Below are 10,864 nucleotides of genomic sequence, written 5' to 3' on the forward strand. Positions count from 1 at the left end.
ATGCGGTGGTCGCTTGTTAGCGGCGGCGACCACGCAGTTTGGATTTCTTGATCAGGCCTTCATACTGATGAGCCAGCATATGAGACTGAATCTGCGCAACGGTATCCATGGTTACCGTGACAACGATCAGGAGGCTAGTCCCACCAAAGTAGAAGGGAACAGACCATTCCGCGATCAGAAGTTCCGGCAGGATACAGACGAATGCAAGATACGCTGCACCGATCACCGTCAGACGGGTCAGAATGAAATCCAGATAGTTGGCTGTATTTTTACCCGGACGAATGCCCGGAATAAAGCCACCGTGTTTCTTCAGGTTGTCTGCCGTATCTTCCGGGTTGAAAACAACCGCGGTGTAGAAGAAGGCAAAGAAGACGATCAAACCGATATAAAGCGCGATATAAAGCGGCTGACCACGGCCAAGCAGGGCAGTTGCAGTTGTCAACCAGGCCGGGGCATCAACACCGGTGGTGAACTGGGCAACCGACAGCGGCATGAGCAGCAGCGAGCTTGCGAAGATCGGCGGAATAACACCGGCAGTGTTGATCTTGAGCGGCAGGTGCGAGCTCTGACCTTCCATGACCTTCATGCCGACCTGGCGTTTCGGGTACTGGATCAGAACGCGGCGCTGCGCACGTTCAACAAAGACGATGAAGGCGATAACTGCGATTGCCAGAACGATGATTGCAACGATAACCAGTGCAGAGATCGCACCGGTACGACCCAGTTCAAGGGTACCTGCAATCGCGCTTGGCAGGCCGGCAACAATACCGGCAAAGATGATCAGCGAAATACCGTTACCAATGCCGCGCTGGGTGATCTGTTCACCAAGCCACATAAGGAACATGGTGCCACCAACAAGGGTGATCACAGCGGTAATGCGGAAGAACATGCCCGGATCCGGAACAGCAGCGCCGGAAGAACCGGTCATGCTTTCAAGACCAACAGCAATGCCCCATGCCTGCACCGTTGCAATCAGCACCGTCAGATAGCGGGTATATTGATTAATCTTTTTACGTCCCTGCTCGCCTTCCTTCTTGAGTTGCTCAAGCGTTGGCGAAACAGTCGTCATCAACTGAATAATAATCGAGGCCGAGATGTACGGCATGATATTCAGCGCGAAGATCGTCATACGACCCAGCGCACCACCGGCGAACATGTCAAACATGCCCAGAACGCCACCCGCATTCTGACGGAAAATGTCAGCAAGAATAGACGGGTCGACACCAGGAACCGGAATATAGGTTCCAAGACGGTAAACAATAAGCGCGCCCAAAGTGAACCAGATACGCTTTTTAAGCTCGGTTGACTTTGAAAAAGCGGACCAATTCAGGTTCGCGGCAAGCTGCTCGGCGGCCGATGCCATGCACTCATCTCCCAATACACATAAACTGGAGGGTCCGGTCCCGTGTACTGGAACCGGACCCTCTCGAAGTCAATTTAGGCTTATTCTGCGGATTCTGCAGCAGCGACCGGAGCAAGAACCTTGACCGAACCACCAGCTTTCTCGACAGCTTCAACAGCTGCTTTGGAAGCACCGGAGATTTCGATGTTCAGTTTCGCTTTCAGTTCGCCTTTGGCAAGAAGACGCAGACCGTCTTTCTGCGGACGAGCCAGACCTTTTTCCGCAAGAACAGCGACGGTGACATTTGCACCTTCTTCAAGAACGCCGTTATCAACGGCAGTCTGAAGGGTACCAAGGTTCACAACGCCGAACTGTTTCTTGAACGGGTTTTTGAAGCCGCGTTTCGGAAGACGGCGATAGATAGGCATCTGCCCACCTTCGAAGCCATTGATGGCTACACCCGAACGGGACTTCTGACCCTTCTGACCTGCGCCAGAAGTTTTGCCTTTGCCCGAACCGATGCCGCGACCGACGCGGGTGCGCGCCTTGCGGGCACCCGGGTTATCGGCGAGTTCGTTGAGTTTCATCGTTCAACACCTTTTCGATCTGGGGTCAATCAAGCCTCGTCCACACGGACGAGGTGTTTGACCTTTGCGATCATACCGCGAACAGCCGGAGTATCTTCCAGCTCACGAGTCCGGTGCAGTTTGTTCAGGCCAAGACCCACAAGGGTCTGGCGCTGATCAGCCGGACGTCCGATCGGCGAACCCGTCTGGGTAACGCGTACGGTCGCTTTTTTCTTAGCAGCCATATCGAATTACTCCTTTTCGAGAACGGCGGCAGCAGCCGAACCGCTATCGCGACGGGCAACGACGTCACCGACTTTCAGGCCACGCTTAGCAGCGACCTGACGCGGGGATGCACCGTTGACCAGAGCGTCAAGGGTTGCGCGGATCACGTTGTGCGGGTTGTTCGAACCGGTGCATTTGGACACAACGTCCTGAACGCCCATGGTTTCGAAAACTGCACGCATCGCACCGCCTGCGATGATACCGGTACCAGCCGGAGCGGAGCGAAGGATAACCTTGCCTGCACCGAAATGGCCCTGCGTATCATGGTGAAGGGTACGGCCTTCACGCAGCGGAACGCGGATCATGTTACGTTTAGCAGCTTCGGTGGCCTTACGGATCGCTTCCGGAACTTCACGGGCTTTACCCGTGCCGTATCCGACGCGACCGCGCTGGTCACCGACAACTACCATTGCGGAGAAAGCAAAGCGACGGCCGCCCTTAACGACTTTCGCGACGCGGTTGATACCAACCAGCTTGTCGACGAGTTCGTTTTCTTCACGGGCTTTCGGCGCCTGCTGCTGTTGATTCTGGTTACGTGCCATGGTCGTGCTCCTTAGAAGTCCAGACCGCCCTCACGGGCGGCATCGGCCAGAGCTTTCACCCGGCCATGGAACAGATACCCGCCACGATCGAAAACGACCGTTTTCACACCAGCTTTGACTGCGCGCTCGGCAATTGCCTTGCCAACCAGAGCAGCGGCGTCGGCATTGCTGCCTTTCGCCTTCAGATCTTTCTCCATCGTCGAGGCAGCCACCAGGGTGGTGCCTTTGACGTCGTCGATGATCTGAGCATAGATGTGGGCGTTCGAACGGTGCACGCTGAGGCGCGGGCGACCGGCCGCTTTCTGGCGGATCGCAAAACGAACGCGACGCTTGCGGCGTTCGAATAGGCTTCTCACGTTTTTCATCGTGCCTGTCCTTACTTCTTCTTGCCTTCTTTGCGCAAGATATACTCGCCTTCGTAGCGGACACCCTTGCCTTTGTAAGGCTCCGGACCGCGCCAGCCGCGTGCATTCGCAGCGAACTGACCAACGAGTTGTTTATCTGCGCCAGAAATGGCGACGAGGGTCGGCTTTTCAGCAACGACGTTAAGACCCGCTGGGATCTCCATTTCTACGTCATGTGAGAAGCCAAGCTGCAGAACCAGGTTTTTGCCCTGAACCTGCGCACGGTAACCAACACCGGTGATTTCCAGTTTCTTGGTGAACCCTTCCGAAACCCCGGTAACGAGGTTCGCGATATTGGCACGGGTGGTACCCCAAAGGGCACGTGCGCGCTTGCTATCGTTTTTAGGTTTCACGAAGATCTGGTTATCTTCCTGAGTGACGGATACGTCCGAGGTCAAAGCCAGGTTAAGCTCACCGAGCTTGCCTTTTGCGCTGATCTGCTCTTCGGTCAAGGTGATGGTAACGCCGTTAGGCACGACCACCGGGTTTTTTCCTACTCGCGACATCGTTGGCCCTCCTTAGAATACCTTGCAGAGGATTTCGCCGCCGACATTCTGCTCGCGAGCCTCCTGATCCGATAGAACCCCTCGCGGAGTGGACAGGACTGCGATGCCCAGACCGTTATATACCTTCGGAAGATCTTTGATCTTCGAATATACACGACGACCCGGGGTCGAGACGCGGTCGATCTGCTTAATCACGCCATCACCCTCAAAATATTTGAGTTCGATGGTGATTTCGCTGACGCCCTTGCGAATTTCATTAACATTGTAACCGCGGATATAACCTTCGCGCTGGAGAACATCCAGCACACCGGTACGCAGTTTCGAAGCCGGCGAAACGACGCTGGATTTACCAACGCGCTGGCCGTTACGGATACGCGTGAGCATATCACCGACTGGATCAGTCATCGACATGTGATGTCCTCCTTACCAGCTCGACTTCACCATGCCCGGGATCTGACCACGTGAAGCAAGTTCACGAAGCGCGATACGGGACAGGCGGAATTTGCGATAGACACCACGCGGACGACCGGTGATCTGGCAGCGAATACGCTGACGGATACGAGCCGAGTTACGCGGCAGCTGGGCGAGTTTCATCACAGCAACGATACGATCCTCAGGGGTCGTCTCGCGATTTGCGATAACCGCTTTAAGGGCGGCACGCTTGGCAGAATATTTTTTAGCCAGGCGTTCACGTTTGAGTTCACGCTCTACAGCGCTTTTCTTGGCCATGGGCCAACCTCCGTTAGTTTCCGAACGGAAGATCAAAGCCCTTAAGAAGGGCGAGAGCTTCATCGTCGGACTTAGCCGTGGTACAAATGATGATATCCATCCCGCGAACAGAGTCGACTTTGTCGTACTCTACCTCAGGAAAGACGAACTGTTCTTTCAAGCCCATGGCAAAGTTGCCACGACCATCGAAAGATTTTTTGTTCAGGCCGCGGAAGTCACGAACGCGCGGCAGCGCGATGGTGACCAAGCGGTCCAAGAACTCGAACATACGGTCGCGACGCAAGGTCACTTTACAACCGATGTTCATACCTTCACGCAGCTTGAAAGCCGCAACGGACTTTTTCGCCTTGGTGAAGACAGGCTTCTGACCGGTGATAGCAGCGAGATCCGCAGCAGCACCTTCCAGCTTCTTACGATCCTGGGTGGCGTCGCCGACACCCATGTTGATCACGATTTTCTCGAGGCGCGGAATCTCCATGGTGTTCTCGTAGGAGAACTCCTTCTGGAGTGCGTCACGCACCACTTCTTTGTAATGTTCGCGCAGGCGCGTCATTTTTCCGTCCCTCAGTTGTCGATGACTTCGCCGCTGAGCTTCGCTACGCGAACCTTGCGACCATCATCGAGGGTCTTGAAACCGACGCGGGTCGGCTTGTTTTCTTTCGGGTCAACAATCGCGACGTTGGAAACAGCAATTTTTGCTTCCTTTTCGACGATGCCACCAGCATCAGCACCGGTCGGGCGCTGGTGACGTTTCACCAGGTTGATGCCCGAAACCAGAACTTTGTTCTCGGTCGGGAAAGCGGCGAGAACTTCGCCGGTTTTCCCTTTGTCTTTACCCGTCAGAACAACGACGCGATCGCCCTTTTTAATTTTGGCAGCCATTACAGCACCTCCGGAGCGAGCGAAATGATCTTCATGTAACCTTTTGAACGAAGTTCGCGGGTTACCGGGCCAAAAATACGCGTGCCGATCGGCTCGCCGTTCGCATTAATGAGAACGGCAGCGTTGCGGTCAAAGCGGATCGCCGAGCCATCGGCACGACGAATTTCCTTTGCGGTGCGAACGATGACAGCTTTGTGAACTGCACCCTTCTTTACGCGACCGCGCGGAATGGCTTCCTTGACGGAAACCACGATAACATCACCAACGTTGGCGGTTTTGCGCTTCGAGCCGCCCAGCACCTTGATGCACTGGACGCGGCGAGCGCCGCTGTTGTCGGCGACGTCCAGATTGGACTGCATCTGGATCATGGGTTTACCCCTTGACTATGATTGGGCTGAGGACTCACTCCTCGACCACTACTTCCCAAGACTTCAACTTCGAGATCGGTTTGCATTCGCGAATGCGAACAACGTCACCCGTTTTGAAGCGGTTCTCTTCATCGTGCGCGTGGAATTTCTTCGACTTACGCACGTACTTTTTATACAGCGGGTGCATGACCTGGCGCTCCACTCGGACCACCACGGTCTTGTCGTTTTTGGTCGAAACGACTGTCCCCTGCAATACACGCCTCGGCATGTGTGTCTACTCCTCTGCGTGTCCAGTTAGGCCGCGGTTGCACCCTTCTCGTTACCGAGAAGGGTTTTAATGCGGGCAATATCACGACGGACCTGGCGGACCCGCGCAGTGTTCTCGAACTGCCCCGAAGCCTGCTGGAAACGCATATTGAACGATTCCTTACGCAGGTCCAGAAGCAGCTGCTTCAGTTCGTCAGCGCTTTTAGCGCGGAGATCAGCAATTTTCATCACTAATTACTCCCCTTCACCAAGACGGGTGACAAACTTGGTCTTGATCGGCAATTTTGCCGCTGCCAGCTCGAAAGCTCGGCGTGCAAGATCCAACGGAACACCGTCGAGTTCAAACATGATCCGACCCGGTTTAACGCGTGCCGCCCAATATTCAGGCGAGCCTTTACCTTTACCCTGACGGACTTCGGCAGGCTTCTGCGAGACCGGGAGATCCGGGAAAACGCGAATCCACACACGGCCTTGACGGCGCATGTGGCGGGTGATCGCGCGGCGAGCCGCTTCGATCTGACGCGCCGTTATACGCTCCGGCTCCATGGCTTTCAAGCCATAAGCGCCGAAATTAAGTTCGGTGCCACCCTTGGCTTCGCCTTTGAGGCGGCCTTTGTGGGCTTTGCGGAACTTTGTACGTTTCGGAGAAAGCATATCAGGATCTCCTTACTTACGACCGGAACCAGCCGACTCGAGAGCGCGACGCTCCGAAGCCAACGGATCATGTGCCATGATTTCGCCCTTGAAGATCCAGACCTTCAGACCGCAAACACCGTAGGTGGTGTGTGCTTCCGAAGTGCCATAATCAACGTCCGCACGCAGGGTATGCAGCGGAACGCGACCTTCACGGTACCATTCGGTACGGGCGATTTCAGCGCCACCAAGACGACCAGCAGCATTAATACGAATGCCACCGGCACCGAGACGCATTGCGTTCTGAACCGAGCGCTTCATAGCGCGACGGAACGAAACACGGCGCTCAAGCTGCTGGGCGATGTTGTCAGCGACCAGCTTGGCATCGAGTTCCGGCTTGCGGATCTCGATGATGTTAACCTGCACTTCGGCATTTGCCAGTTTCTGCAGATCGTTCTTGAGCTTCTCGATGTCCTGGCCTTTTTTCCCGATCACAACGCCCGGACGAGCGGTGTGGATCGAAATGCGGGCTTTCTTCGCCGGACGTTCGATAATCACCTTCGATACACCCGCCTGTTTCAGACGGTCGAAGATGAAATTGCGGATCGCGAGATCTTCGTGAAGAAGACCAGCGAAATCGGCCTTGTTGGCGTACCAGCGGGAATCCCAGGTACGGTTAATGCCAACGCGCAGACCGATCGGATTAATTTTCTGACCCATTACTCGGCCTCCTCACGTTCGCAAACGACGATGCGCATGTTGGAGAACGGCTTAATGATTTTGCCAACACGACCGCGTGCACGGGCGCGCCAGCGCTTCATTACGAAGGCCTTACCAACAGATGCCTCTTTAATATAGAGACGGTCAACATCGAGCTGATGGTTGTTTTCGGCATTAGCAATTGCCGATTCCAGCAGCTTTTTGACGTCCTGCGAAATGCGTTTATTGGAGAAGGTCAGTTCTGCCAAAGCAGCTTCTGCCTTCATACCACGAATCGACTCGGCGACGAGGTTGAGCTTACGCGGGGAAATGCGTACTGCCCGGAGCGAAGCCGCGGCCTCGTTATCCGCCAGCCGACGGATGTCAGCTTTCTTACCCATCGTTACTTCCTCTTCGCCTTTTTGTCGGCCGCGTGACCATAGTAGGTACGGGTCGGCGAGAATTCACCGAACTTGTGACCAATCATATCTTCGGTCACGAGCACCGGCAGGAATTTCTGGCCATTGTAAACCCCAAAGGTGAGGCCTACGAATTGCGGCAGAATCGTCGAACGCCGCGACCAGGTCTTAATTACCTCATTCCGGCCTGAGGCACGGACAGTATCGGCTTTCTTAAGAAGGTATCCGTCAACAAACGGACCCTTCCAAACGGAACGCGCCATAGTCTAGCCTCCTCCGTTAGCTCTTGTGACGACGGCGCATGATGAGCGCGTCGGTCTTTTTGTTCGAGCGGGTACGTTTGCCCTTGGTAGGCTTGCCCCACGGCGTAACCGGGTGACGACCACCCGACGTACGACCTTCACCACCACCATGCGGGTGATCGATCGGGTTCATGGCAACGCCACGAACCGAAGGACGCTTGCCAAGCCAGCGATTACGGCCGGCTTTACCAAGGTTCGAGTTCTGATGGTCCGGGTTGGACACGGCACCGATGGTAGCCATGCATTCACCACGAACCAAACGTACCTCACCGGAGGACAGCTTAAGCTGGGCGTAACCCTGGTCCTTACCAACAAGCTGTACATACGAGCCTGCTGAACGTGCGACCTGACCACCTTTACCGGCTTTCAGTTCGACGTTATGGACAATGGTACCGACCGGAATGTTCTTCAGCGGTGCGGCGTTACCCGGCTTAATGTCTACGCGTTCAGCGGCAACAATGTTGTCGCCGACAGCGAGACGCTGCGGTGCGAGGATGTAGGCCAGCTCGTCGTCGGAATAGCGAACCAGTGCGATAAACGCGGTACGGTTCGGATCATATTCCAAACGCTCGACGGTACCGACGACGTCAAACTTGGTACGTTTGAAGTCGATGAGACGGTAACGACGTTTGTGACCACCACCAATACGGCGGGCGGTGATACGACCAGTGTTGTTACGGCCACCTTTCTTGCGAAGACCTTCGGTCAACGCTTTGATCGGCTTGCCCTTGTGGAGATCAGAACGATCCACGAGAACCAGCTGACGGCGACCAGGAGAGGTTGGTTTAAACTTCTTCAAAGCCATTGTCTTAGATTCCCGTAGTCACATCGATGGACTGGCCCTCTTCGAGGGTCACCATCGCTTTCTTGAAATCGCTCCGACGACCGGAAATACCGCGAAAACGCTTGGTCTTTCCTTTTACCACAGAGGTATTGACCGCCTTGACCTTCACCCCGAACAGACCTTCCACAGCAGCCTTGATCTCCGGCTTGGTGGCGTCGATCGCAACTTTGAACGCAACTGCGTTGTGTTCAGAAATCAGCGTCGACTTTTCAGTGATATGCGGGGCGCGGATGACTTCGTACATCCGCTCTTTGCTGATGATCGTCATTTGAGACGTGCCTCCAACGCTTCGACCGCACCCTTGGTCAGCACCAGGGTGTCACGGCGCAGGATGTCATAGACGTTAGCACCAATCTGCGGGAGCACATCAACCTGCGGGATGTTGCGCGCTGCGCGTGCAAAACCTTCGTTGACCTGCGCACCGTCGATGATCAGTGCAGACTTCCAGCCGAGTTTATTGAAAACTGCGACCAGATTCTTGGTTTTGGCGTCCGAGAATTCCGCATTATCAAGAACGATAAGCTTACCGTCTTTTGCCTTAGCCGACAGAGCGGTTTTCAGCGCGAGTTTACGGAACTTCTTGGTCAGATCGTGTGCGTGGTCGCGAACGCGCGGACCGTGCACGGTACCACCACCACGGAACTGTGCGGCTTTACGGGAACCGTGACGTGCACCGCCACTACCCTTCTGACGCACGAATTTTTTCGTGGTTGCGGAAACTTCGGACTTTTCCTTTACCTTGTGGGTACCGGCACGGCGTTTTGCCAGCTGCCAGTTCACCATGCGGTGCAGGACGTCACGACGTACTTCCAGACCAAAGATGTCTTCTGCAAGATCAATCTTACCGGACTTGGAAGCGTCAAGTTTGAGAATGTCGAGCTTCATGATGCTTATTCCTTATCCTCGGCGACAGCTTCTTCAGCGGCCGGGGCAGCACCCTTGAGCGCGGCCGGGAACGGCAGACCTTCCGGTGCAGCACGCTTCACGGCATCCTTGACAAGGACATAGGCACCCTTGTGACCCGGAACGGCACCATGCACCAGGATCAGGCCTTTGTCGGCGTCCGAAGACACGACTTTAAGGGACTGAACGGTTACACGTGCGGCACCGAGGTGACCAGCCATCTTCTTACCTTTGAAGACGCGGCCCGGGTCCTGGCACTGACCGGTGGAACCATGCGAACGGTGCGATACAGACACACCGTGCGACGCACGCAGACCACCGAAGTTGTGACGCTTCATCGCACCGGCAAAACCTTTACCGATGGACGTGCCGATTACGTCAACGTACTGGCCTTCGACGAAATGGGTTGCAGCAAGTTCTGCACCAACTTCGATCAGGCCATCTTCGCTCACGCGGAATTCAGCAAGTTTGGCTTTCGGCTCAACCTTGGCTTTGGCGAAGTGGCCACGCATCGGCTTGGATACGTTTTTCACTTTCGCTTTGCCATAACCAAGCTGAACAGCGACGTAGCCGTCGGTGTCGTTGGTACGGTTGGCGACAACCTGAAGATCTTCGACCTTCAGAACGGTTACAGGAAGGTGGGAACCGTCGTCGTTGAAGACGCGGGTCATACCGACCTTCTGGGTAATAAGTCCACTACGCATTGCGGCTTACTCCCGATTAAAGTTTGATCTCGACATCGACACCGGACGCAAGGTCGAGCTTCATAAGAGCATCGACGGTTTGCGGGGTCGGGTCGACAATGTCGAGAAGACGCTTGTGCGTACGGATTTCAAGCTGTTCGCGTGACTTTTTGTTCACGTGCGGAGACCGCAGAACAGTGTACTTTTCGATGCGGGTCGGCAGCGGAATCGGGCCGCGGACCTCTGCGCCAGTGCGCTTCGCCGTATTGACGATCTCACGCGTGGACTGATCCAGCACGCGATGGTCAAACGCCTTGAGGCGAATGCGAATGTTCTGACTATCCATGTAATTATGTACCGGAGCCCTCAAAAGGACACCGGCCCCTCAACTGGAGTTGACGATTGCCGCAAAAGTGTTGCGGGCGGCTTACATAGCCGCCCGCTCCACAAAGATCAAGAGAAAAAATTATTCGATGATCTTGGCAACAAC

General features: G+C 55.2%; 22 protein-coding genes. All 22 read right to left on the minus strand.

The window, feature by feature from the left end; all coding sequences use genetic code 11:
- Positions 1-16 precede the first annotated feature (16 nt).
- Positions 17-1,363: a preprotein translocase subunit SecY gene (gene secY, locus B3Z49_RS19720; protein WP_120225141.1), complete on the minus strand. Its 1,347-nt coding sequence runs from the start codon at positions 1,361-1,363 to the stop codon at positions 17-19.
- Positions 1,364-1,443: 80 nt separating this feature from the next.
- Positions 1,444-1,929, minus strand: coding sequence for a 50S ribosomal protein L15 (rplO, locus tag B3Z49_RS19725; protein ID WP_008892192.1), 486 nt, complete (start codon positions 1,927-1,929; stop codon positions 1,444-1,446).
- 29 nt (positions 1,930-1,958) lie between these two features.
- Positions 1,959-2,153, minus strand: coding sequence for a 50S ribosomal protein L30 (gene rpmD, locus B3Z49_RS19730; RefSeq protein WP_007091489.1), 195 nt, complete (start codon positions 2,151-2,153; stop codon positions 1,959-1,961).
- 6 nt (positions 2,154-2,159) lie between these two features.
- A complete protein-coding gene (gene rpsE, locus B3Z49_RS19735) occupies positions 2,160-2,735 on the minus strand; it encodes a 30S ribosomal protein S5 (protein ID WP_008892191.1) in 576 nt (191 codons plus the stop codon).
- Positions 2,736-2,746: 11 nt separating this feature from the next.
- Positions 2,747-3,100 (minus strand): 50S ribosomal protein L18, encoded by a 354-nt coding sequence (gene rplR, locus B3Z49_RS19740; protein ID WP_008892190.1) that lies wholly within the window; start codon positions 3,098-3,100, stop codon positions 2,747-2,749.
- 11 nt (positions 3,101-3,111) lie between these two features.
- Entirely contained in the window at positions 3,112-3,645 is a 534-nt protein-coding gene (gene rplF / locus B3Z49_RS19745) for a 50S ribosomal protein L6 (RefSeq protein ID WP_008892189.1), read from the minus strand.
- A gap of 12 nt (positions 3,646-3,657) precedes the next feature.
- The gene (gene rpsH / locus B3Z49_RS19750; RefSeq protein WP_008892188.1) at positions 3,658-4,056 is read right to left on the minus strand and encodes a 30S ribosomal protein S8; all 399 of its coding nucleotides are present in this window, start codon (positions 4,054-4,056) and stop codon (positions 3,658-3,660) included.
- 12 nt (positions 4,057-4,068) lie between these two features.
- Positions 4,069-4,374 carry a 30S ribosomal protein S14 gene (rpsN, locus tag B3Z49_RS19755; protein WP_064780511.1) on the minus strand — a complete coding sequence of 102 codons (306 nt, stop codon included), beginning with the start codon at positions 4,372-4,374 and terminating at the stop codon, positions 4,069-4,071.
- 13 nt (positions 4,375-4,387) lie between these two features.
- The gene (rplE, locus tag B3Z49_RS19760) at positions 4,388-4,927 is read right to left on the minus strand and encodes a 50S ribosomal protein L5 (RefSeq protein WP_008892186.1); all 540 of its coding nucleotides are present in this window, start codon (positions 4,925-4,927) and stop codon (positions 4,388-4,390) included.
- An 11-nt stretch (positions 4,928-4,938) separates the two neighbouring features.
- Entirely contained in the window at positions 4,939-5,256 is a 318-nt protein-coding gene (gene rplX / locus B3Z49_RS19765) for a 50S ribosomal protein L24 (protein ID WP_008892185.1), read from the minus strand.
- Positions 5,256-5,624 carry a 50S ribosomal protein L14 gene (rplN, locus tag B3Z49_RS19770; RefSeq protein ID WP_008892184.1) on the minus strand — a complete coding sequence of 123 codons (369 nt, stop codon included), beginning with the start codon at positions 5,622-5,624 and terminating at the stop codon, positions 5,256-5,258. The genes rplX and rplN overlap by 1 nt, the downstream gene beginning before the upstream one ends.
- A gap of 34 nt (positions 5,625-5,658) precedes the next feature.
- Positions 5,659-5,892 carry a 30S ribosomal protein S17 gene (gene rpsQ, locus B3Z49_RS19775; RefSeq protein ID WP_008892183.1) on the minus strand — a complete coding sequence of 78 codons (234 nt, stop codon included), beginning with the start codon at positions 5,890-5,892 and terminating at the stop codon, positions 5,659-5,661.
- A 26-nt stretch (positions 5,893-5,918) separates the two neighbouring features.
- Entirely contained in the window at positions 5,919-6,119 is a 201-nt protein-coding gene (gene rpmC / locus B3Z49_RS19780) for a 50S ribosomal protein L29 (RefSeq protein ID WP_008892182.1), read from the minus strand.
- 6 nt (positions 6,120-6,125) lie between these two features.
- A complete protein-coding gene (gene rplP / locus B3Z49_RS19785; protein WP_008892181.1) occupies positions 6,126-6,545 on the minus strand; it encodes a 50S ribosomal protein L16 in 420 nt (139 codons plus the stop codon).
- A gap of 12 nt (positions 6,546-6,557) precedes the next feature.
- A complete protein-coding gene (gene rpsC, locus B3Z49_RS19790; protein ID WP_008892180.1) occupies positions 6,558-7,244 on the minus strand; it encodes a 30S ribosomal protein S3 in 687 nt (228 codons plus the stop codon).
- The gene (rplV, locus tag B3Z49_RS19795) at positions 7,244-7,624 is read right to left on the minus strand and encodes a 50S ribosomal protein L22 (RefSeq protein ID WP_008892179.1); all 381 of its coding nucleotides are present in this window, start codon (positions 7,622-7,624) and stop codon (positions 7,244-7,246) included. Before rplV ends, rpsC begins: the two co-directional genes overlap by 1 nt.
- Before the next feature lie 2 nt (positions 7,625-7,626).
- The gene (gene rpsS / locus B3Z49_RS19800; RefSeq protein ID WP_008892178.1) at positions 7,627-7,905 is read right to left on the minus strand and encodes a 30S ribosomal protein S19; all 279 of its coding nucleotides are present in this window, start codon (positions 7,903-7,905) and stop codon (positions 7,627-7,629) included.
- Positions 7,906-7,921: 16 nt separating this feature from the next.
- On the minus strand, positions 7,922-8,749 hold the full coding sequence (gene rplB, locus B3Z49_RS19805) for a 50S ribosomal protein L2 (RefSeq protein WP_063087033.1): 828 nt from the start codon (positions 8,747-8,749) through the stop codon (positions 7,922-7,924).
- A 4-nt stretch (positions 8,750-8,753) separates the two neighbouring features.
- The gene (locus B3Z49_RS19810; RefSeq protein WP_008892176.1) at positions 8,754-9,056 is read right to left on the minus strand and encodes a 50S ribosomal protein L23; all 303 of its coding nucleotides are present in this window, start codon (positions 9,054-9,056) and stop codon (positions 8,754-8,756) included.
- Complete coding sequence (gene rplD / locus B3Z49_RS19815) at positions 9,053-9,673, minus strand: 50S ribosomal protein L4 (RefSeq protein WP_008892175.1); 621 nt, start codon at positions 9,671-9,673, stop codon at positions 9,053-9,055. The genes B3Z49_RS19810 and rplD overlap by 4 nt, the downstream gene beginning before the upstream one ends.
- Before the next feature lie 5 nt (positions 9,674-9,678).
- Entirely contained in the window at positions 9,679-10,395 is a 717-nt protein-coding gene (gene rplC / locus B3Z49_RS19820) for a 50S ribosomal protein L3 (protein ID WP_008892174.1), read from the minus strand.
- Positions 10,396-10,411: 16 nt separating this feature from the next.
- The gene (rpsJ, locus tag B3Z49_RS19825) at positions 10,412-10,720 is read right to left on the minus strand and encodes a 30S ribosomal protein S10 (RefSeq protein WP_008892173.1); all 309 of its coding nucleotides are present in this window, start codon (positions 10,718-10,720) and stop codon (positions 10,412-10,414) included.
- Positions 10,721-10,864: the final 144 nt, after the last annotated feature.

The sequence above is a fragment of the Thalassospira sp. UBA1131 genome (assembly GCF_002311515.1).
Taxonomy (GTDB): domain Bacteria; phylum Pseudomonadota; class Alphaproteobacteria; order Rhodospirillales; family Thalassospiraceae; genus Thalassospira.